Here is a 20,186-nt window from a genome sequence, read left to right as displayed (position 1 = left end):
TTCCCCGGCCACGTCTCCTGACAGCCTGTCGGCCACAGAAGTCGATCACTTGGCCGATTCCCCGGACGTACGCGCGTTCGTGTGTTTAGGTGAGGCGCGTCACGGAAAGGGGGCGCAGCCATGCGTGGGGTCCGGAGGCGAAGCCGCAGCAAGGTCGTTGTGGCGGCGTTGGCGCTGTTGTCGGTGGGGTTGAGCGGCTGTTCGAGCCTGTCTTCCGACGACGGGGACGAGAAGCCGATCATCGTGGGAACGACGGATTCGGTCATGGGGCTGGATCCGGCCGGTGTCTACGACGCCGGGTCGTGGTCGCTTTTCGGCAATGTCTACCAGTCGTTGCTCACGTTCACGCCGGGTACCGACAAGCCGACGCCCGACGCCGCCAAGAGCTGCGGTTTCATGGACGAGGAGCGGCGGACGTACACCTGCACCCTGCGGTCCGGGCTGAAGTTCGCCAACGGGCACGATCTCACCGCCGAGGACGTCAAGTTCTCCTTCGACCGGATCCTGCGCATCAAGGCCGAGCAGGGGCCCGCGGTGCTGCTGGAGACGCTGGAGTCGGTGCGGACCGAGGGGGACGACAAGGTGACCTTCCGGCTGCGGACGCCGGACGCCACCTTCCCCTCGAAGATCGCCTCCGGGGTGGGGTCGATCGTGGACAGCCACACCTATCCGGCGGGCAAAGTGCGGACGGGCGACGACCTGGACGGCTCCGGTCCGTACCGGCTCGCGGGATTCCGGGCCGACGGCCAGGCCGAGTTGAAGCCCAACCCGCACTACAAGGGCGCCAACCGGACATCCGGAATCCCCGTCACCGTCCGGTACTTCGCCACCCCGGCGAAGCTCAGGGACGCCTGGAAGCGCCAGGAGATCGACGTCGCCTCGCGCGACATGCCGGCCGCCGATGTCGCCGAACTGTCGCTCAACAACAACGATTTCCGGGTCACCGAGAACGCCTCGGCGAGCACCCGCTTCCTGGTCTTCAACCTCAAGAGCAAGTCCCCGGTGAAGGAGGTGGCGGTCCGGCGCGCCGTCGCGTCCGTCCTGGACCGGGTGGCCGTCGCCCGGGACGTCCACCACCGGACGGTCGAACCGCTCTACTCCCTCATCCCGCAAGGGCTCTTCGGGCACACGACGTCCTTCTACGACCGCTACCCGCGCCCGGACGCGGAGGCCGCCCGCCGGGTGCTGCGGTCCGCCGGGGTGACGACGCCGGTGCGTTTCAGACTCGCCTACTCCAAGGGCGTCTCCACGGACGAGGAGACCGGCCTGATCAAGAAGCAGTTGGAGGCGACGGGGCTCTTCCGGATCGAGACCGAGCGCGTGGACTGGACCCGGTTCCAACAGGGCCGGGCCAAGGGCGAGTACGACGCGTACCTGCTGGGCTGGGTCGCGGACTACCCGGACGCCGACACGTTCACCAGCCCGCTCGTGGGTACCGGGAACACGCTCTACTCGGGGTACTCCGACGACCGGATCGACAAGCTGATCCACGACGCCCAGCGCAACGGCCGCCGGGAGGGGAGCACGGACGACTACCGGACCATCCAGAAGATCATCGCGGAGGACGTGCCGCTGCTGCCGCTGTGGCAGAAGAAGGAGTTCGAGGTGAGCAAGCAGTCCATCTCGGGGGCGCAGTACCTGAGGGACGGCACGGGGCTGTGGCGGCTGTGGCGCCTGGGTCGTATCTGACCGACGGACTCCGTACCGTCGCCGCCGTCCACGGCCCTTGACCTCGACCGAAGTCGAGGTTGTTGAGTGAGGGCACCGGCCCGGACGGTCCGGAGCCCGGCTCACGGCACGGAAAGCGGTATTCACCATGGCAACGACCAGCGAACTCCTCGACGTCGTCCCCGCCGACGTCGCCATCGCGGTACGGGACGTCGTACGCGGCCTCCAGGACGCGTTCAACGCCAAGGACGCGCGGGCCCTGGGGGAGTGCTACGCGCGGAACGCCACTTGGACCAACGCCATGGGGCGCCGCGCCACCGGCCGGGCGGAGATCACCGAGGCCGCCCGGACGGTGTTCCCCCTCCTGCCCGACCAGCCGGTGCGCTACGACGTCGTCCGTATGTTCACCATCCGGCCCGACGTGATCGCCGTGAACGTCCTCCAGACGCCGGTCTCCCCGACGGGCGACCCGGTCGAGGGCGCCAAGGGCGCACCGCTCTACGTCGTGTCCCGGGAGGACGACGGATGGAAGATCATCGCCGGGATGAACGGCTTCCTCACCGACCCGGCGGCGGCCTGAGACGGGCGGCGTACGAGGGCCTGGCCGGCTCCCGGGCGTGCGCCGTGGCGCTTCACCGGCGGGGATGCCCGCCGTCCCCGCCCCGGTCGCGGAACCTCCTTGACTTGGAGTGCGCTCCAACTCCTACCGTCTGGGACGACAGCGCACCACAACGCCCCAGGAGGCACCGGTTATGACCAGCGTTCCCACCCGACGGCTCGGCGGACTCACGGTCGGCGCCCAAGGCCTCGGCTGCATGGGCATGAGCCACGCGTACGGAGCCTCGGACGACGACCAGTCGGTCGCCACCCTGCACCGCGCCCTCGACCTGGGTGTCACCCTGCTCGACACCTCCGACTACTACGGCAGCGGCCACAACGAGGAGCTGATCGGCCGGGCCCTCGCCGCCCCCGGACGGCGTGAACAGGCGGTCGTCGCCACCAAGTTCGGGTTCGCCAACCGACTGGGCGAGCCCCCGGTGATCCGCGGCGACGCGGCGTATGTCCGGCAGGCGTGCGAGGCGTCGCTGCGCCGGCTCGGCCTCGACCACATCGACCTCTACTACGCCCACCGCGTCGACCGGAACGTGCCGATAGAGGAGACCGTCGGGGCGATGGCCGAGCTGGTCGCGGAGGGCAAGGTGCGGTACCTCGGCCTCTCCGAGGCGAGCGCCGCCACCATCCGCAGGGCGCACGCCGTCCACCCGATCGCCGCGCTGCAGAGCGAGTGGTCGCTGTGGACCCGCGACATCGAGACCGACGTGCTGCCCGCCTGCCGTGAACTCGGCATCGGCGTCGTCCCGTTCTCGCCCCTCGGCCGCGGCTTCCTCACCGGCCGCTACACCTCCATGGACGGGCTGGAGAAGACGGACATCCGGCGCACCCAGCCGCGCTTCGCCGACGGCAACCTGGAGAAGAACCTGGCGATCGTCGAGCGGCTGGAGGCGCTGGCCGCCGACCGCGGCGTCACCGCCGGCCAACTGGCCCTCGCCTGGGTCCAGCACCGCGGCGAGGACGTCGTGCCGATCCCGGGCACCCGCCGCGAGAAGTACCTGGAGGAGAACGTCGCCGCCGCGACCCTGGAGCTCTCCCCGGCCGAGCTCGCCGCGATCGACGAGGCGGCCCCCATCGAGGCGGTCGCCGGCTCCCGGTACGACGAGACCAGCCTGACCTTCGTCAACGCCTGATCCCTTCGTCAACGCGTGACCCCTTCGCCGACGGCCGATCCCGCACGCCCGACCGAGACCCCGCGGGTTAGGCTCTCCGCCATGTCAGGCCTGCTGGACCTCGCCGTCCTGGGGTTCCTCCACGAGGAACCCCTGCACGGCTACGAGCTGCGCACCCGCATCGCCCGCCTCACCGGGCACGTCAAGGCGATCAGCCACGGCACCCTCTACCCGGCGATCAAGCGCATGGAGGCGGCCGGGCTGCTCGTCCGGGAGGCGCGGCAGGGGGCGGTGGCGGCGCCCCGGCACGTGCTCAGCCTGACCGGGGAGGGCCGGCGGACGTTGCTGGAGCGGCTGCGGGAGCCCGCGGAGCCGTTCGTCACCGACGAGAACCGGTGGTTCGTGCTCCTCGCCTTCCTCCGCCACCTCCCGGACCGGCAGGCGCAGGCCGGCGTCCTGCGCAGACGGCTGGCGTTCCTCCGCGAACCGAGCAGCTTCTTCTACGACGGCGACCGGCCGCTGGGCGCCGAGGACGTGGACGACCCGTTCCGGCGCGGCGTCCTCACCATCGCCCGCGCCACCTCCCGGGCCGAACTCGCCTGGCTGGAGGAGACGATCGCGGAGCTGGAACGGCCGGGGTGAACGCCGAAGGGCCCCCGCTCCAGGAGGAGCGGGGGCCCTTCGTACGTACGACGGGGATCAGAAGCGGCGCGTGATCAGCGCTCGCTTGACCTCCTGGATCGCCTTCGTCACCTCGATGCCGCGCGGGCAGGCGTCGGTGCAGTTGAAGGTGGTCCGGCAGCGCCAGACGCCGTCCTTGTCGTTCAGGATCTCCAGCCGCTGCTCGCCGGCCTCGTCACGCGAGTCGAAGATGAAGCGGTGGGCGTTGACGATCGCCGCCGGGCCGAAGTACTGGCCGTCGTTCCAGAACACCGGGCACGAGGACGTGCACGCGGCGCACAGGATGCACTTGGTGGTGTCGTCGAAGCGCTCGCGGTCCTCGGCGGACTGCAGGCGCTCGCGCGTCGGCTCGTTGCCCTTGGTGATCAGGAACGGCATCACGTCCCGGTACGCCTGGAAGAACGGCTCCATGTCGACCACGAGGTCCTTCAGGACCGTGAGGCCCTTGATGGGCTCCACCGTGATCGGCTTCTCGGGGTTGATGTCCTTGATCAGCGTCTTGCACGCGAGGCGGTTGCGGCCGTTGATGCGCATGGCGTCGGAGCCGCAGATGCCGTGGGCGCAGGACCGGCGGAAGGTCAGCGAACCGTCCAGTTCCCACTTGATCTTGTGCAGACCGTCGAGCACGCGCTCCTTCGGGTCGATCTCGACCTCGAAGTCCTGCCAGGTCGCCTCGGCGGAGACCTCCGGGTTGAACCGGCGGACGCGGAAGGTGACCGTGATGTAGGGGGAGGCCTTGCTCGCGGCCTCCACCTTGTCTTCGATCGCGGTGCTCATCAGTACTTACGCTCCATGGGCTGGTAGCGGGTCTGCACGACCGGCTTGTAGTCGAGCCGGATCGAATCCCTGCCGTCCGCGTCGACCTCGCGGTACGCCATGGTGTGGCGCATGAAGTTGACGTCGTCGCGGTTGGGGTAGTCCTCGCGGTAGTGACCACCGCGGGACTCCTTGCGCGCGAGCGCGGAGACCGCCATGACCTCGGCCAGGTCGAGCAGGTTGCCCAGCTCGATGGCCTCCAGCAGGTCGGTGTTGAAGCGCTTGCCCTTGTCCTGGACGGACACGTTCTTGTAGCGCTTGCGCAGCTCGGCGATCTTCTCGACGGCCGTCTTGATGGTCTGCTCGGTGCGGAAGACCATGACGTTGGCGTCCATGGTCTCCTGCAGCTCCTTGCGGAGCTCGGCGACCCGCTCGCTGCCCGTGGACTCGCGCAGCCGCTCGACCTGCTCCCGGACGAACGCGGCCGGGTCCTCCGGCAGCTCGACGAAGTCGGCCTTGTGCGCGTACTCGGCGGCGGCGATGCCCGCGCGCTTGCCGAAGACGTTGATGTCCAGCAGCGAGTTGGTGCCCAGGCGGTTGGCGCCGTGGACGGACACGCAGGCGACCTCGCCGGCGGCGTACAGGCCCGGGACGACGGTGTCGTTGTCGGCCAGCACCTCGCCCTCGACGTTGGTCGGGATGCCGCCCATGGCGTAGTGCGCGGTGGGCTGGATCGGGATCGGGTCCGTGTAGGGCTCGATGCCGAGGTAGGTCCGCGCGAACTCGGTGATGTCCGGCAGCTTGGCGTCCAACTGCTCCGGCGGCAGGTGCGTCAGGTCCAGGTAGACGTGGTCGCCCTCGGGACCGCAGCCGCGGCCCTCGCGGATCTCCGTGTAGATGGAGCGGGAGACGACGTCACGGGACGCGAGGTCCTTCATGACCGGCGCGTACTTCTCCATGAAGCGCTCGCCGTCCTTGTTGCGGAGGATGCCGCCCTCACCGCGGGCGCCCTCCGTCAGCAGGATGCCCATGCGCCAGATGCCGGTCGGGTGGAACTGGAAGAACTCCATGTCCTCCAGCGGCAGACCGCGCCGGTAGCAGGCCGCCTGGCCGTCACCGGTGAGGGTGTGCGCGTTGGAGGTCACCTTGAAGAACTTGCCGGTGCCGCCGGAGGCGTAGATGACCGACTTGGCCTGGAAGATGTGGATCTCGCCGGTGGCCAGCTCGTAGGCGACCACACCGGCGGACTTCTTGACCCCGTCCACCTCGGTGATGAGCTGGTCGAGGACGTAGAACTCGTTGAAGAACTCCACGCCCTCCTTGACGCAGTTCTGGTACAGCGTCTGGAGGATCATGTGGCCGGTGCGGTCCGCGGCGTAGCAGGACCGGCGGACCGGGGCCTCGCCGTGGTTGCGGCTGTGACCGCCGAAGCGGCGCTGGTCGATGGTGCCGTCCGGGGTGCGGTTGAACGGCAGGCCCATCTTCTCGAGGTCGAGGACCGCGTCGATGGCCTCCTTCGCCAGGATCTCGGCGGCGTCCTGGTCGACCAGGTAGTCACCGCCCTTGACCGTGTCGAAGGTGTGCCACTCCCAGTTGTCCTCCTCGACGTTGGCGAGGGCGGCGGCCATGCCGCCCTGGGCCGCGCCGGTGTGGGAGCGGGTGGGGTACAGCTTGGTGAGCACCGCGGTGCGGCTGCGCTTGGTCGCCTCGATGGCCGCGCGCATGCCGGCGCCACCGGCGCCGACGATGACGGTGTCGTACTTGTGGATCTTCATGGTCGCGTCAGCCCCGGGCTCTAGCGGATGTTCGGGTCGAAGGTGAAGATCACCAGCGTGCCCAGCAGGACGGTGAACACCGTGGCGGTGTACAGCAGCATCTTCAGCCAGAAGCGGGTGGTGTCCCGCTCCGCGTAGTCGTTGATGACCGTACGGAGGCCGTTGGCGCCGTGCAGCATGGCGAGCCACAGCATGATCAGGTCCCACGCCTGCCAGAACGGCGAGGCCCAGCGGCCGGCCACGAAGGCGAAGCCGATCTTGGTGACACCGCCGTCCAGCACCAACTGGATCAGGAGGTGGCCCAGGACCAGGACGACGAGCACGATGCCGGACAGCCGCATGAAGAGCCAGCCGTACAGCTCGAAGTTGGTGCGGGTCGACTTCGGCGTCTTCTTGGTGCGCTTGCGCGGCGCCTCGATGAGCGGGGCCGGGTTGTCGACGTCGTAGAGCGAGACGCCCTCGGCGGACGCGGGGGTGGTTTCAGCGGACATGTCTAGCGTCAGCTCCCGAACAGCGTGTGCAGCGTGTGGCTGAGCACGGGGTAGAAGGCGCCGGCCATCAGGACGACCCAGACGCCCACGACGGTCCACAGCATCTGCTTCTGGTACCGCGGGCCCTTGGACCAGAAGTCCACCGCGATGACGCGGAGGCCGTTGAGCGCGTGGAAGAGGATGGCGGCGACGAGGCCGTACTCCATCACGTTGACGACGGGTGTCTTGTACGTCGCGACGACGTCGTCGTACGCCTCCGGGGAGACGCGGACGAGAGCGGTGTCCAGGACGTGCACGAACAGGAAGAAGAAAATGAGGACGCCGGTGACTCGGTGAGCCACCCAGGACCACATGCCTTCCCGGCCGCGGTACAGCGTTCCAGCCGACACGGAAAACCCTCCGGGAGCGGGGATTGGGGGCTGCCGCCAGCTTGTAACCCAGTCAGGACTGCACTGTCGGTCGGGCCCGGCCGGGTACGGTCCACCGGCCCTGGCCATCGTAGCGACGCCTTGTCGGTTCGGTCGCGCGGGGTCGCCCTGGTGTGATCAAACTGGCATGTACGGGTCGGCGATGGTGGACGAGGGCCGCGTGGGGCGCCATGGTTGGCCGAATGGCCCTGGTTCACTGCCGGAAATTCACCCATAAGGGAGAGTTGTCGGGCGGGTATTCGAGGCTGTCGGCGGCGGAAAGCCCTATCTTTTCCGCGATTGGGAGGTTTTGCTCCATGGGACTGCCTGTCAGAATCACCCGTATCCCTCGTCCGCCGCGGGGCAGGCGTGTCGCGCCCCGCCGGCCGCGCACCGTCGTCGCGCTGCTCGCCGCGCTCAGCCTGCCGGCCGCCGCCGGCTGCTCCCACGACGGTGGAGCGGCGCCGTCCGGCCGGGGCGGCGGGCGGGACGACGCCCGCTCCACCCAGGCGGCGGCGCCTTCCAGCGCACCCAAGGTCACACCCGTCACCGGCACGCCGCGCACGGTCCCGGCCGTCCGCTCCTTCACCGCCCGGGGCGGCCCCGGCTGGCGGCCCACCTCCGCCGTCCGGGTCGTCACCGACCCCGACGGGCCGCTCGCCGACGAGGCCCGGCGGCTGGCCGGTGAGCTCAAGGTCACCATCGCCCCCGGGCCGGCCCACGCCGGCGACGTCGAACTGGCGCTCCGCCCCGGCCAGCGCGGCGGCCCCGAGAGCTACGAGCTCACCACCCGCGACGGCAGGGTGCTGATCACCGCCCCCGACGAGGCCGGCGTCTTCTACGGCACCCGCACCCTCGTCCAGTCCGTCCGCTCCGGCGGCGGGCTCCCCGAAGGCGTGATCGCGGACGCGCCCGACCGCCCCCAGCGCGGTCTCCAGCTCGACACCGCGCGCAAGCACTTCACCGCCGAGTGGATCGAGGCCCGGCTCCGCGAGATGGCCGACCTCAAGCTCAACCAGCTCGGCCTGCACTTCTCCGACGACCAGGGCTTCCGCATCGAGAGCGAGAGCCACCCGGAGATCGTCTCCCCGGAGCACCTCACCAAGGCCGAGGTCCGCCGTATCGTCGCCCTCGCCGGCTCGCTGCACATCACCGTCGTCCCCGAGATCGACTCGCCCGGCCACCTGGGCGCCGTCCTCAAGGCCCACCCGGACCTCCAGCTCAGGGACGCGACCGGCACCCCGTCCCGGGGCGCCGTGGACGTCTCCCTGCCGGGCGCGGCGCGCATCGTGGACGACCTGCTGCGCGAGTTCACGCCGCTCTTCCCCGGCCCGTACTGGCACCTGGGCGCCGACGAGTACCGCGCCCTGATGGCCCGGGACCCGCAGGGCTCCTACCCGCACCTCGCCGACCTCGCCCGGCAGCGCTACGGCTCGCAGGGCCGGGTGCAGGACCTGGCCACCGCCTGGCTCAACGACCGGGCCGCCGTCGTCCGCTCCCTCGGCAAGAAGGCCAAGGCGTGGAACGACGGCTTCTTCCGCGGCGGCCTCGTCGCCCCCGACCAGTCCATCGAGGTCGAATACTGGACCGGGCGCGAGCTCGGCGCCCGGGACCCGCAGGAATACCTGAACGAGGGACGTACGGTCGTCAACCTGAACGACCAGTACCTCTACTACGTGCTCGGGGAGCCGAACGAGTTCCGCTACCCCACCGGCGAGCTGATCTACAAGGAGTGGTCCCCGGCCGTGCTGCGCGGCACCAGGCCGGTGGCGGCCGGGACGGCGGACCCGCGCCGGGTGCCGGGCGGCCGGTTCGCCGTCTGGTGCGACCACGCCGACGCCCAGACCCCCGACCAGGTGGCAAACGGAATCCGGATGCCGCTGGCCGCCGTGTCCCAGCGGCTGTGGGATCCGCGCCCGCCGCGGATGCCCTGGCAGGAGTTCGGCGCCCTGTACACCGCCGTCCGAGGGGGCTGAAACCCGGGCGCCCGGCGGGCTTTCGACCGGTTTGCCGGGCCTTGGGAACGGGTTGGGGGCGGGCCGGGGGAGGGCGCTCCCCACACACCTGCAAAGCGGGCTAGCCTCCGGGGTTGAACCATGCGCGGCGTCCGGTCGTTGTCCAAGCGGAAGGCATCGGCCGGTGCGCGGCGCAGTTGTCCACGGCGGACGTGCGCGCTCGCGCGCCCATCGCACTGAACGAGGGCCCGGATGAAGATCGAATTCCTGCTGCACAATGCGTACGGCATCGGCGGAACCATCCGTTCGACCGTCAACCTCGCCACCGCCCTCGCCGACCGGCACGAGGTCCGCATCATCAGCGTCAACCGCCCCGTGGACGAGCCCGAGCTCACGATCGACCCGCGCGTCCGGCTGACCCCCCTCGTCGACCTGCGCGAGGGCACCGACGGCGACGAGTACGGCGCGCCCCTCAACCAGCGGCCCAGTGCGATCTTCCGCGACGAGCGCATCGACAACGGCCGGATGGCCGCCACCGCCCTCACCGACGAACGCGTCGCCGCCCACCTCGCGGCCACCGACGCGGACGTCGTCATCGCCACCCGCCCCAAGCTCATCGGCTACCTCGCCCGGTACGGCAGCGACCGCTACCTGCGCCTCGGCCAGGAACACCTCACCCACGAGGCCCACGTCCCCGAGCTGCACGCCGTGATGGACCAGGCCATCGCCGCCCTCGACGCCTTCGTCACCGTCTCCGAGGCCGACGCCGGCCACTACCGCGACGCCCTCCCCGCCGACCGCCGCGCGCAGGTGCTGTCCGTCCCCAACGCCGTCCCCGCCCCGGCCGCCGAGCCCTCCGACGGCAACTCGAAGATCATCGTCTCGGCCGGCCGGCTCGTCGGCGTCAAACGCTACGACCGGCTCGTCAACGCCTTCGCGAAGATCGCCGACGAGCGCCCCGACTGGCAGCTCCGCATCTACGGCCGCGGCACCTCCAAGGCCAGGCTCCGCCGCCAGATCGAGGAACTGGGCCTCTACGAGCGGATCACCCTCATGGGTGCCCGCTCGCCCATCGAGACCGAGTGGGCCAAGGGCGCCGTCGCCGCCGTCGCCTCCGACGCCGAGTCCTTCGGCATGACCATCGTCGAGGCCATGCACGCCGGACTGCCGGTGGTCGCCACCGACTGCCCCTACGGCCCGCGCGAGATCCTCGACGACGGCACCGACGGCGTCCTCGTCCCGCTCGCCCCCGGCGGCGAGTCCGAGACCGTGGACGCCTACGCCGAAGCACTCCTCAAGCTCACCGGCGACGACGGACTCCGCGCCCGGCTCGGTGCCGCCGCCCGCGCCGCCGCCCACCGCTACGAGCCCGACGCCATCGCGCAGCGCTACGAGCGGCTCTTCGAGGAACTCCGCCCCGGCTGCACCGCCCCCGCGAAGAAGGGCGGCCTGCTCCGCGGCCTCTTCGGCGGCGGCCGCAAGCAGCAGGCCGCACCCGCCGTCTCCACGCCCACCGAGACCGCCCACCCCGAGGCACGCTGCGCCGTCGCCGCCGACGGCTCCCTCGTCTTCCGGGTGCGAGCCGAGCAGCTCACCGCCGACGACTCCCACCTGCTGCTCCGCCACCGCGGCAGCAAGGGCAAGGAAGCCGTCCGCGTCCCGCTCCGGCGCACCGCCGGCGCCGAGTGGGCCGAGGCCCGCTTCGAGCGCGCCGCGCACACCCTGCCCGAGGGGCGCTGGGACAGCTACGCCGAGCGCAAGGCCGACAAGTCGCGGCGCCGGCTGACCGCCGTCCTCGTCGAGCAGAAGGCCCTGCTCGGGCTGGGCCTTCAGACAGGCCCGTCCGGCGTCGCGCCCTGGATCCCGTACGAGACCAGCGACGGCTTCCTCGCCGTCCGCACCTGGCTGCGAGAACGGCACGCCGAGGTGACGGACGTCCGGGTGGGGCCGGCCCGAGAAGGAGGGGAGGGCGCGGTCACCCTCACGGTGGCCGCCCACGGTGTCGAGCTCCGCGAGGGCGCCGAGCTGATCGCCCGGCTGCGCGGCGCCGACGGCGAGGTGGCCGACGTCCGCGCGCCGCTGGAGGGCGGCACCGGACGGCTGCCGTACGAGCCGATGTGGCGGCGCAGGGGCGACGAGCAGGACCTGTGGGACCTGTACGTACGGCCCGGCGCGGGCGCCGCTCCGGTCCGTCTCGGCCGGCTGTCCGGCGACTTCGCGGACCGCAAGGGGATCGACACCTTCCCGGCGGCGGACCGGGACGGGGTGCGGCTGCGGCCGTTCTTCACGGTGACGAACGACCTGACGATCTCGGTGAAGGACATCGCCGCGGAGGAGTGAGGCGGGGCCCCGGAGGCGTGGGGGCCGCGGGTGTGGGAACGGGGATGTGGGCCGGGAGTGTCAGGCCGGGGGTGTGGGGCCGGAGGTGCCAGGCCGGGGCGCGGTGGGGCGCGCGGGGTCCGTGCCGCGGAGACGGCCGGGCCCCCACCCCCCACAGGAGAGGCCGCGACCGCCGTCCGCTCGCGGACCCCGGTGAGGCCCGCACTCCCTTCAGCGCCGAACGGCCGGAATCCGTCACAGGGCGCGCGGGGGAAACGTCCCGCCGACCCTCCCGGGGCTGGGACTCGAGGACGAGGCGGAGCCGTCCCGGCCGGCCGCTTCCGGCCGGTTCCCTCCGGTCGGCGGTTCCCCTCCGGCCTCTTCTGGACGGAAGCGGTCCGTTGCACGTAACGTGCGGGCCGCGTCGCCCGGTGCGCACGCGACGGCCCGCCGGCCGTCGCCCGCCCGTCAGGCCGGCGCCGACGAGCAGTCGACTCACCGGTGCCGTTCCGGTGCCGATCCGGCGTTCCGTGGGGGGACCGAAGAGATGTATCCGTGCGGTCGATGCCGTGCCGCCGCCGTGGGCCCGGACGGCCGCTGCGCGGCGTGCGGCGCCGAACAGCGGCAGCCCGAGGGGACACCGGCCCCGGCCGCGGGGCAGGCGGGGGCACTTCACCCGTCGCCTCCCGCCTCGCCGCCCTCTCCTTCCTCGCCACCCTCTGCGGCTCCGGCGCTTCCCATGCCTCCCATGCCTTCGGTGCCACCGGCGGGGCCTGCGCCCGCGGGCGGCGCGGCGTACGGAGGCGCACCGGCCGGAGCGGCGCCTCCCGGAGCGGCGCCTCCCGGAGCGGCGCCTCCCGGGTCCACGTCCGCCGGTTTCACGCCTGACGGGGCCGAGCCGCTGGGCGGGATCGATCTGCGCCGTGGTGTGCGGATCTCCCTCACCACCGTCCTGACCCTGACCCTGCTCGGCCTGCTGCTGCTCGCCGCCGCCCGGTTCCAGCAGCGCGGCGCGCTCGGCGACGTGCTGGACGAAGGTGTCGTGCTCAGCGACGCGACGGCGGACCGGGCGAACGAAGCGGACACGTTCTTCGCCTCGGTCTCCCTGGTGGCCGGCGTGTTGGGGCTCGGAACGGCCGGCCTCTGGGCGGCCTGGTTCCGGCGGGTGCGCCTCAACGCCGAAGTGCTGGCCCCCGGTTCGCACCGCTTCGGGAGCGGCTGGGCGGCGGGTGCCTGGTTCACCCCGGTGGTCAACCTGTGGTTCCCCAAGCAGATCGCCAACGACATCTACCGCGCGTCCGCGCCCGCCGGGCCGCAGAGCGCGCGCAAGGGGCTGCTCAACGCCTGGTGGATCAGCGGAATCGTGGCCGGTGTCCTCGCCGCGTCGGGCGCCTTCGGCTACGCGCTCATCGAGGCGAAGATGCGCCGCGACTTCCGGCTGGAACGGTACGACGCCTGGGAGGACGACGTCCGGAACCTGAGGACGCTCGCCGGCGTGAGCGCCTTCGGATACCTGATGTGCGCCGCCGCCGGCGCCCTGGCGCTGCTGGTGGTACGGCAGTTGACGCGCATGCAAGAGGAACGGGCGCTGGAGGCGCTGGGGTACGCCGACCCCGTCGCGCCCGGCGCGCCTCCCGGCCCCGGATACGCCCAGCCCGCGGGCCCGTACGCGGCTCCCTGGCCGTACGCGCAGCCCACGCCCGGCCCGTACGGGGCCCCTGTGGCTTATGGGACGCCCGGGGCGCCGCCCGGTCCCTATCCGGCCGCCGGACCCTACGCTCCCTATCCGCCATCGGGGCAAGGCCCGTTGCCCGGAGCACCGGCCGGCCCGTACGGTCCTGCCTACGGGCCGGCGTACGGCGCGCCGAACGGTTCCCCGTACGGTCCTCCGCCCGGCGCGGGAGGTTCCGCGCCGAACCCTTACACCAACGGCGAGCCCGACGGTGGACCCGCGCATTACTGATCCATGAGTTCTGCCGGTGATGCAGGATGTGGGTGTGCTGGGGGATGACGCTGAGCTGACCGTCGCGGTACGCGCGGCGCAGGGCGGGGACGAGACGGCCTTCCGCGCGGTCTACCGGTCCGTCCACCCCCGCCTGCTCGGGTACGTGCGCACGCTCGTCGGCGAGACCGACGCCGAGGACGTGGCCTCCGAGGCCTGGCTCCAGATCGCCCGCGACCTCGACCGGTTCACCGGGGACGCGGACCGCTTCCGCGGCTGGGCCGCCCGTATCGCCCGCAACCGTGCTCTCGACCACATCCGGGCGCGCGGCCGGCGGCCCGTGATCGGCGGCGACGACAGCGAACTCGCCGGTCGCGCCGGGGGCGCGGACACGGCGGAGGAGGCGTTGGAAGCCCTGGGCACCGAGCGGGCGTTGGCGCTGGTCGCCCGACTGCCGCGGGACCAGGCGGAAGCCGTGGTCCTCCGCGTGGTCGTCGGCCTCGACGCCGCCACCGCCGCGGAGGTGCTGGGCAAACGGCCCGGCGCCCTCCGCACGGCCGCGCACCGCGGGCTGCGCAGACTCGCCCAGTTGATGAACGGAACGGACGCGACCGGAGGGACCGGGGTGAACGGACGACCGGGGCCGGACGGTACCCCCGGCCCGGATGTCCTCCCCGGACCGGACTGCCTGCCCGGCCCGGACTGTCTCCCTGGGCCGGACAGCATTCCCGGACAGCGCAGATCGCCCACCGGGCCGGGTTCTTCCCGCGGTGTGACGCGATCGGGCGCGCGGACGCAGAAGGACATGTGATGGCGGACGACCACGAGCACGACTGGTTGGAGCACGACGACCGGTTGGACGGCACGACGCTCGCCTCCTGCGCCGCCTGCGTCACCGACGCCTCCGGCGCACCGGCTCCCGACCCCGGGCGGGCGGCCGCCGCCCTGGCCGCGCTGCGCGCCCTGGCCGCTCCCGCCCCGGAGCCGGACCGCCCGCTCCCGGGCGAGGACGCCGCCGTCGCCGCCTTCCTCGCCGCCCGCCGCGGCACGCCCACCGAACAGAAGCGTCGTGACGGGGCGTTGAACACGTCCCGGCGCACGCCCACCCCCTCGGACACGGCCCCGACCGAGTCGACCTCGACCGAGTCGACCCCGACGGCGGCGACGTCGACGGTGGCGGCCCCGACGACAGCGGCCCAGCCTGCGGCGATCCCGACGGCGGCCCCGGTGACAGCGGCCCCCGTTGGGGCGGCCGGCTCCCCGGCCGTTTACCGGCACGGGGCCGGAGAGCCGGACCGGCGGCCGGGCAGGGCCGCCGGGCCGGGGATGGCCGGATCCGCCGGACGAACCGGACCGGACGACGTGAACGACGTGAACGACGTGGATGTCGCGGATGTCGCGGACGTCGCGGACGACGCAGGCGGTGCGGACAGTGCGGTTGGTGGCGGAGCGCGCCCACGCGGCCGGAGCGCCGGTAGGCGTCGCCGCGGCGGCCGAGCCGGCAGTACCGGCAGTACAGGACGCTACGGGGGCTCCTCCCACCCGGCACCCCGTTCCCTGCCGCGCCGCCGCCCCGCACGGGCGGCGCTGGTCGCGGCTCTGGCGGCATGTGCGCTGAGCGGCATCGCTGTGCTCTCCGGCATCGTGGCGGTGCCCGCCCCGTTCAACGCCGCCGGCCGGGAACCGGCCGCGGTGGACGGCCGGGCGGGCACCACGGCCGGGGGCGGCCCGCACACCGCCCGACCGCGCCCCTTCGGCGCCGCCTCCGACGGCCCGGCCGACGACCGTGCCGAGGACGGGCGTGACGGGAAGGGCGCGGGCACCCACGCCCTCCCGCCCTCCGCCACCGCCTCGCCCCTCGGCCGCGGTACACCCCGCACGGGCGAGAGTTCCCCGGCCCGGTCCGGCGCGGGCGACGACCGGAACGAGGAGACGGCCTCCCCCTACCGTGGGGACTCGGAAGCAAGCCTCGAACAGGCCGTCGACCTCTGCCGCGATTACCTCGCCCGGGGCAAGTGGCGGGAGCAGGCGGACGGGGACACCGTCCGTGCCCTCGAACACCAGGCCGGCGGCCCGTCCGGCATCCGCGCCTACTGCACCCGCCTCGTCCACGACCATGACCACGTTTCCGGCGACGGGAACGGCGGTGCCGGGGAAGACGAGGACGGGGACGACGGAGACGACGAAAGCGAGGCCGGGGACGGTGGCGAAGCAGGCGCCCCCACCGGCCGTGACGGAGCCGGCGGGCCCCGGTAGCCGCGACAGGGACAGGGACAGGGGCAGGGGCAGGGGCAGGGGCAGGGGCAGGGGCAGGGGCAGGGGTCGGGGGCAGCGGCAGCGGCAGAAGGACCCCCGCCAACGGCGGTGACGCGATGCCCGATCGCCCGACACCCGCCCCACCGGACTCCCGCCCGCCTCCCCACCCCATGGCCACCGGCCACCGCCCCGCCCCGCCCCGAACCCCACGAGCCGGAACGCCGGGTGTGACGCTTTCCGGGGCCGTGGCGCTGTAGGGAGTGGGCCGACTGGTCATCGGCCGCGTGGAAGCCGCAGTTCCCCCCATGCCGCAGGCTCCGCGCAACAGCGCGGGCGGGGTAGGTCCCCCCGGCCCTGCCCGCGCTGCCCTCCCCGTCGACCGGCCGTCGCTCCTCTTCGCTCTTCGCCCTCTCCTCTCCCTCGCGTTCCCGCACTCCGCCCGGTGCCCCTCGGCGACCCGGCCTGCGCGTCCCCTGACAGTGCCGCCCGGCCGTCGCTACAGTCCGGTTCCTCGGAACACGGCCGGCGGGAGGCAGCAGCCCATGGCACAGGAGTCGGACACCACCCGGACCACCGAGTCGGGCCTCGGCGTCCGGCCCGTCTACGGGCCGGAGGCGCTGGACGACTGGGATCCCGCCACCCGGCTCGGCGAACCCGGCGCGTACCCGTTCACCCGCGGTATCCACCCCACCATGTACACCGGGCGGCCCTGGACCATGCGGCAGTACGCGGGGTTCGGCAGCGCGGCCGAGTCCAACGCCCGCTACCGGCAACTGATCGCCCACGGCGGCCACGGCCTCTCCGTCGCCTTCGACCTGCCCACCCAGATGGGCCACGACTCCGACGCGCCCGAGGCCCGGGGCGAGGTCGGCAAGGTCGGCGTCGCCGTGGACTCCGTCGAGGACATGCGCGTCCTCTTCGGCGGCATCCCCCTGGACCGGGTCTCCACCTCCATGACCATCAACGCCCCGGCCGCCCTGCTGCTGCTCATGTACCAGATCGTGGCCGAGGAACAGGGCGTGCCCGCGGACCGGCTGACCGGGACCGTCCAGAACGACGTCCTGAAGGAGTACATCGCCCGGGGCACCTACATCTTCCCGCCCGCTCCCACACTGCGTCTCACCTCCGACATCTTCCGCTACTGCAACACCGAACTGCCCCGGTGGAACACCATCTCCATCTCCGGCTACCACATGGCCGAGGCCGGCGCCTCGCCCGCGCAGGAGATCGCCTTCACGCTGACCGACGGCATCGAGTACGTCCGCGCGGCCGTCGCCGCCGGTATGGACGTCGACGACTTCGCCCCCCGGCTCTCCTTCTTCTTCGTCGCCCGGACCGCCTTCCTCGAAGAGATCGCCAAGTTCCGCGCTGCCCGCCGGATCTGGGCCGGTGTGATGCGCGACCGGTTCGGCGCCCGCGACCCCCGGTCGCAGATGCTGCGGTTCCACACCCAGACGGCCGGGGTCCAACTCACCGCCCAGCAGCCGGAGGTGAACCTGGTACGGGTAACCGTCCAGGCCCTCGCGGCCGTGCTCGGGGGCACCCAGTCCCTGCACACCAACTCCTACGACGAGGCCATCGCCCTCCCCACCGACAAGGCCGCCCGCCTGGCCCTGCGCACCCAGCAGGTCCTCGCCCACGAGACGGACGTGACCGCCACGGTCGACCCGTTCGCCGGCTCCTACGCCGTCGAGTCCCTCACCGACGACCTGGAACGGGCCGCCCTCGGCCTCATGACCCGCATCGACGACATGGGCGGCGCGGCGGCCGCCATCGAGCGCGGATTCCAGAAGGCCGAGATCGAACGCAACGCCTACCGGATCGCCCGGGAGACCGACGACGGCGACCGCGTGGTCGTCGGCGTCAACCGCTTCCGGCTCGACGAGGAGGAGCCGTACGAACCCCTCCGCGTCGACCCCGCTCTCGAAGCCCGGCAGTGCGAACGCCTCGCCGCACTCCGCGCGGCCCGCGACCGGCGGGCGGTGGACACCGCCCTGGCCCGCCTGCGCGCGGCGGCGGCCGGGACGTCGGAGAACGTCCTGCCCCCGATGAAGGAGGCGCTGCGCGCCCGCGCCACGGTGGGCGAGGTGTGCGGGGCGCTCCGCGAGGTCTGGGGCTCCCACGTGCCCACCGAGAGTCTCTGACCGCTCCCTCCCGGTCCGGTGGATTTGCGACACTGGACCGATGTCCGCACCACGCCGCACCTGCCCCGTCTGCTCCCGCGAGATCGCCGTCGTGGGCGGCCGCTACGCCCGCCACGACCCGCCCGGCCGGCGGGTCTCCTACGAACTGGTCTCCTGCCCCGGCTCGCGCCGCTCGGCGCCCCTCCTGGCCACGGAGCCGCGGCTGTTCGACCCGGAGGAACCGCCGATGGACGGGCAGGGCCAACTGTTCTGATCCGGAGCGGGACAGTGGGCCGCCGGTGTGGCTAGCGGGCGCAGAGCACGTCCTCCCCGGGGCGCCGCCCGGTGAGGAGGAAGTCGGTGACCTTCCGGTCCCCGCACGCGTTCCCGTCGCCCAGGTACACGCCGTGGCCGCCGCTGTCCACCGAGACCAGCCGCGCCCGCCGGCCGAGTGCCTCCCGCATCTTCAGCGCGCCGAAGTGCGGTGTCGCGGGATCGCGCAGGTTCTGGATCATCAGAATGTTCGACGGCCCGTCGGAGGTTATTCGGGTGGGCTCGTCGGCGGGGGCCCACTTCCAGAAGACACACGGGAAGACGCCGGCCGGCATGCCCCCGGTGAGCGGGTACCGCGCCCGGTCGGCCGCCACGGCCCGGGCGGTCTCCGGAAGGGAGTGCGGCCACCGGACGTCGTTGCAGACGGTGGCCACGGTCACGGCCGCCTCGTGCTCGGGCACGGAACCGGCCAACGCGGACGGCAGGACCGGCGTCACCCGCGGGTCGCCGGCATCCTTGACCAGCCGGGCGGCCCCGGCGAAGGTTTTGTCGCTGTACATCGTCAACTGCAGTGCCTGCCGCAACCGGTTGCCGGTGAGGGCCTTGCCGGGAGTGGTGGTCGGCTTCGGGTGGCGGTCGAGCCGGTCCGCCAGGGCGAGGACCATCGGGCGGACGTCCTCGGCGCGCCGGGCGAGGCGGAGTCCGCCGCCGCCCTCCGGGCCGTCCTTCTCACGCGCCGGGTCGGCGGCCCAGCGGGCGAAGTCGGGGAACCGCTGTTCCATGGCCGGCGACAAGTTCGCCGACCAGGCGCGGGCCACCCGCTGCGGATCGGGGTCGCCGATGCTGTCCAGCACCCAGCGGTCGGTGCGGTCCGGGTACTTCTGCGCGTACTGCGCGGCGACGTAGCTGCCGTACGAGGAGGCGAAGGCGGAGATCTTCTCCTCGCCCAGCGCCTTCCGGAAGCTGTCGATGTCCCGCACCTCGTTGGCGGTGCTCATGCTGCGGAGCAGTGGGCCGCCGTCGGCCGCACAGGCGTCGGCGATGTGACGGGCGCGGCGCGCGCTGTCCGTGATGTCACCGCCCGGTCCCGGCCACGGCCGGAGGTTGACGAGGTCCCGGTCGTCATCGCTGAGACCGCACCCCGTGCGGTCGCTCCCGCCGATGCCCCGCGGGTCCAGGGCGACGAGGTCGTAGGCGCCGCCCAGCTCCTTTTGCAGCGCCTTCCCCTTCTGGGTCAGCCGTTGTGTGCCCGAACCGCCGGGACCGCCGGGGATGACGATCAGCGTGCCCCGTCGGGCCTCGGGCCGGTCGCTCGGCACCCGCGACACTCCGAGCCGCGTCCGCGGCCCGTCCGGGTCGCGGTAGTCGAGCGGTACGGAGAGCTCGGCGCACTCCTGCCGGGCCGGCCCGTTCTCCTGCGCGCAGGGTCTCCAGCGGAGCTCCGGAGCCGGGCTGTCGGCAGCGTGCGCGGGCACGCCCGAGAGGGTGGCGGTGACGGCGGAGACGGACAGGGCGAGGAGGAGGCCCGATCGGGCGCGATGTGTCATGGAGACAAGGGTTGTTGATCCGGCACCCCTCGCACATCGGGGAAACCCCCCAGAACGAGGTGGGGGATCCCCTCCGGGAAGTGTTCGAAGAGAGGTGTCCGAGCGCCCACGGGCCTCCGGCCGTCGAGCGGTCCGTGCTCCTGACGTGTAAGTTTCCAAGTCAGCGCCGAAGCAGGTGTGTTGTGACGCAACTCTCCTCTCCCGCGGTCTCGTTCCGCTCGGCCCGGCACGCCTACCGTGAGGAGATCGGGCCGGAAGGGGAGGGGCTT

General features: G+C 72.5%; 16 protein-coding genes. 11 read left to right on the top strand and 5 right to left on the bottom strand.

Going from position 1 to position 20,186, the window contains the following annotated elements; all coding sequences use genetic code 11:
- The first annotated feature begins 243 nt into the window (after positions 1 to 243).
- The 4 genes from ACZ6X9_RS04210 to ACZ6X9_RS04195 all read left to right on the top strand — a co-directional run bounded on the left by ACZ6X9_RS04210 (position 244) and on the right by ACZ6X9_RS04195 (position 4,034).
- Positions 244 to 1,689: an ABC transporter substrate-binding protein gene (locus tag ACZ6X9_RS04210; protein WP_469776340.1), complete on the top strand. Its 1,446-nt coding sequence runs from the start codon at positions 244 to 246 to the stop codon at positions 1,687 to 1,689.
- A 127-nt stretch (positions 1,690 to 1,816) separates the two neighbouring features.
- Positions 1,817 to 2,248, top strand: coding sequence for a YybH family protein (locus tag ACZ6X9_RS04205; RefSeq protein ID WP_469776339.1), 432 nt, complete (start codon positions 1,817 to 1,819; stop codon positions 2,246 to 2,248).
- A 172-nt stretch (positions 2,249 to 2,420) separates the two neighbouring features.
- Positions 2,421 to 3,413, top strand: coding sequence for an aldo/keto reductase (locus ACZ6X9_RS04200; RefSeq protein ID WP_469776338.1), 993 nt, complete (start codon positions 2,421 to 2,423; stop codon positions 3,411 to 3,413).
- A gap of 90 nt (positions 3,414 to 3,503) precedes the next feature.
- On the top strand, positions 3,504 to 4,034 hold the full coding sequence (locus tag ACZ6X9_RS04195) for a PadR family transcriptional regulator (RefSeq protein ID WP_469776649.1): 531 nt from the start codon (positions 3,504 to 3,506) through the stop codon (positions 4,032 to 4,034).
- Positions 4,035 to 4,091: 57 nt separating this feature from the next.
- On the opposite strand, the gene ACZ6X9_RS04190 is transcribed toward ACZ6X9_RS04195, so the two are convergent.
- Genes ACZ6X9_RS04190 through sdhC form a run of 4 tightly spaced genes read right to left on the bottom strand, consistent with a single transcriptional unit; the run spans position 4,092 to position 7,484 of the window.
- Positions 4,092 to 4,850: a succinate dehydrogenase iron-sulfur subunit gene (locus ACZ6X9_RS04190; protein ID WP_469776337.1), complete on the bottom strand. Its 759-nt coding sequence runs from the start codon at positions 4,848 to 4,850 to the stop codon at positions 4,092 to 4,094.
- Positions 4,850 to 6,604, bottom strand: coding sequence for a succinate dehydrogenase flavoprotein subunit (gene sdhA / locus ACZ6X9_RS04185; RefSeq protein WP_469776336.1), 1,755 nt, complete (start codon positions 6,602 to 6,604; stop codon positions 4,850 to 4,852). The genes ACZ6X9_RS04190 and sdhA overlap by 1 nt, the downstream gene beginning before the upstream one ends.
- 20 nt (positions 6,605 to 6,624) lie before the next feature.
- Positions 6,625 to 7,095 (bottom strand): succinate dehydrogenase hydrophobic membrane anchor subunit, encoded by a 471-nt coding sequence (locus ACZ6X9_RS04180; protein ID WP_436779899.1) that lies wholly within the window; start codon positions 7,093 to 7,095, stop codon positions 6,625 to 6,627.
- 8 nt (positions 7,096 to 7,103) lie between these two features.
- Positions 7,104 to 7,484, bottom strand: coding sequence for a succinate dehydrogenase, cytochrome b556 subunit (sdhC, locus tag ACZ6X9_RS04175; RefSeq protein ID WP_223768973.1), 381 nt, complete (start codon positions 7,482 to 7,484; stop codon positions 7,104 to 7,106).
- A 335-nt stretch (positions 7,485 to 7,819) separates the two neighbouring features.
- Between sdhC and ACZ6X9_RS04170 the strand changes: the two genes are divergently transcribed.
- The 7 genes from ACZ6X9_RS04170 (at position 7,820) to ACZ6X9_RS04140 (ending at position 18,371) form a co-directional block, all read left to right on the top strand.
- Positions 7,820 to 9,478 carry a beta-N-acetylhexosaminidase gene (locus ACZ6X9_RS04170; protein ID WP_469776335.1) on the top strand — a complete coding sequence of 553 codons (1,659 nt, stop codon included), beginning with the start codon at positions 7,820 to 7,822 and terminating at the stop codon, positions 9,476 to 9,478.
- 231 nt (positions 9,479 to 9,709) lie between these two features.
- On the top strand, positions 9,710 to 11,797 hold the full coding sequence (locus ACZ6X9_RS04165; protein ID WP_469776334.1) for a glycosyltransferase: 2,088 nt from the start codon (positions 9,710 to 9,712) through the stop codon (positions 11,795 to 11,797).
- 907 nt (positions 11,798 to 12,704) lie between these two features.
- Complete coding sequence (locus tag ACZ6X9_RS04160) at positions 12,705 to 13,739, top strand: DUF4328 domain-containing protein (protein ID WP_469776333.1); 1,035 nt, start codon at positions 12,705 to 12,707, stop codon at positions 13,737 to 13,739.
- A gap of 34 nt (positions 13,740 to 13,773) precedes the next feature.
- Positions 13,774 to 14,529 (top strand): sigma-70 family RNA polymerase sigma factor, encoded by a 756-nt coding sequence (locus ACZ6X9_RS04155; RefSeq protein ID WP_469776332.1) that lies wholly within the window; start codon positions 13,774 to 13,776, stop codon positions 14,527 to 14,529.
- The gene (locus ACZ6X9_RS04150) at positions 14,529 to 15,974 is read left to right on the top strand and encodes a hypothetical protein (RefSeq protein ID WP_469776331.1); all 1,446 of its coding nucleotides are present in this window, start codon (positions 14,529 to 14,531) and stop codon (positions 15,972 to 15,974) included. The genes ACZ6X9_RS04155 and ACZ6X9_RS04150 overlap by 1 nt, the downstream gene beginning before the upstream one ends.
- 542 nt (positions 15,975 to 16,516) lie before the next feature.
- Positions 16,517 to 18,118, top strand: coding sequence for an acyl-CoA mutase large subunit family protein (locus ACZ6X9_RS04145; protein ID WP_469776330.1), 1,602 nt, complete (start codon positions 16,517 to 16,519; stop codon positions 18,116 to 18,118).
- A 40-nt stretch (positions 18,119 to 18,158) separates the two neighbouring features.
- The gene (locus tag ACZ6X9_RS04140; protein ID WP_223768675.1) at positions 18,159 to 18,371 is read left to right on the top strand and encodes a hypothetical protein; all 213 of its coding nucleotides are present in this window, start codon (positions 18,159 to 18,161) and stop codon (positions 18,369 to 18,371) included.
- Between the two features lie 31 nt (positions 18,372 to 18,402).
- Here ACZ6X9_RS04140 and ACZ6X9_RS04135 read toward each other — a convergent pair whose 3' ends face one another.
- The gene (locus ACZ6X9_RS04135; protein ID WP_469776329.1) at positions 18,403 to 19,917 is read right to left on the bottom strand and encodes an alpha/beta hydrolase; all 1,515 of its coding nucleotides are present in this window, start codon (positions 19,915 to 19,917) and stop codon (positions 18,403 to 18,405) included.
- Positions 19,918 to 20,186 lie beyond the last annotated feature (269 nt).

The sequence above is a fragment of the Streptomyces sp. NPDC052910 genome (assembly GCF_055585605.1).
The sequence above is the reverse complement of the archived record's forward strand: the minus strand, read 5'-3'. Positions and strand labels throughout refer to the sequence as shown.

What these genes read in the sequence shown, in the direction of transcription:
- ACZ6X9_RS04205 (WP_469776339.1), top strand. Translation starts at nt 1,817, where the DNA reads ATGGCAACGACCAGCGAACTCCTCGACGTCGTCCCCGCCGACGTCGCC.
- ACZ6X9_RS04200 (WP_469776338.1), top strand. Translation starts at nt 2,421, where the DNA reads ATGACCAGCGTTCCCACCCGACGGCTCGGCGGACTCACGGTCGGCGCC.
- ACZ6X9_RS04190 (WP_469776337.1), bottom strand. Translation starts at nt 4,850, where the DNA reads ATGAGCACCGCGATCGAAGACAAGGTGGAGGCCGCGAGCAAGGCCTCC.
- sdhA (WP_469776336.1), bottom strand. Translation starts at nt 6,604, where the DNA reads ATGAAGATCCACAAGTACGACACCGTCATCGTCGGCGCCGGTGGCGCC.
- ACZ6X9_RS04180 (WP_436779899.1), bottom strand. Translation starts at nt 7,095, where the DNA reads ATGTCCGCTGAAACCACCCCCGCGTCCGCCGAGGGCGTCTCGCTCTAC.
- ACZ6X9_RS04170 (WP_469776335.1), top strand. Translation starts at nt 7,820, where the DNA reads ATGGGACTGCCTGTCAGAATCACCCGTATCCCTCGTCCGCCGCGGGGC.
- ACZ6X9_RS04165 (WP_469776334.1), top strand. Translation starts at nt 9,710, where the DNA reads ATGAAGATCGAATTCCTGCTGCACAATGCGTACGGCATCGGCGGAACC.
- ACZ6X9_RS04150 (WP_469776331.1), top strand. Translation starts at nt 14,529, where the DNA reads ATGGCGGACGACCACGAGCACGACTGGTTGGAGCACGACGACCGGTTG.
- ACZ6X9_RS04145 (WP_469776330.1), top strand. Translation starts at nt 16,517, where the DNA reads ATGGCACAGGAGTCGGACACCACCCGGACCACCGAGTCGGGCCTCGGC.
- ACZ6X9_RS04140 (WP_223768675.1), top strand. Translation starts at nt 18,159, where the DNA reads ATGTCCGCACCACGCCGCACCTGCCCCGTCTGCTCCCGCGAGATCGCC.
- ACZ6X9_RS04135 (WP_469776329.1), bottom strand. Translation starts at nt 19,917, where the DNA reads ATGACACATCGCGCCCGATCGGGCCTCCTCCTCGCCCTGTCCGTCTCC.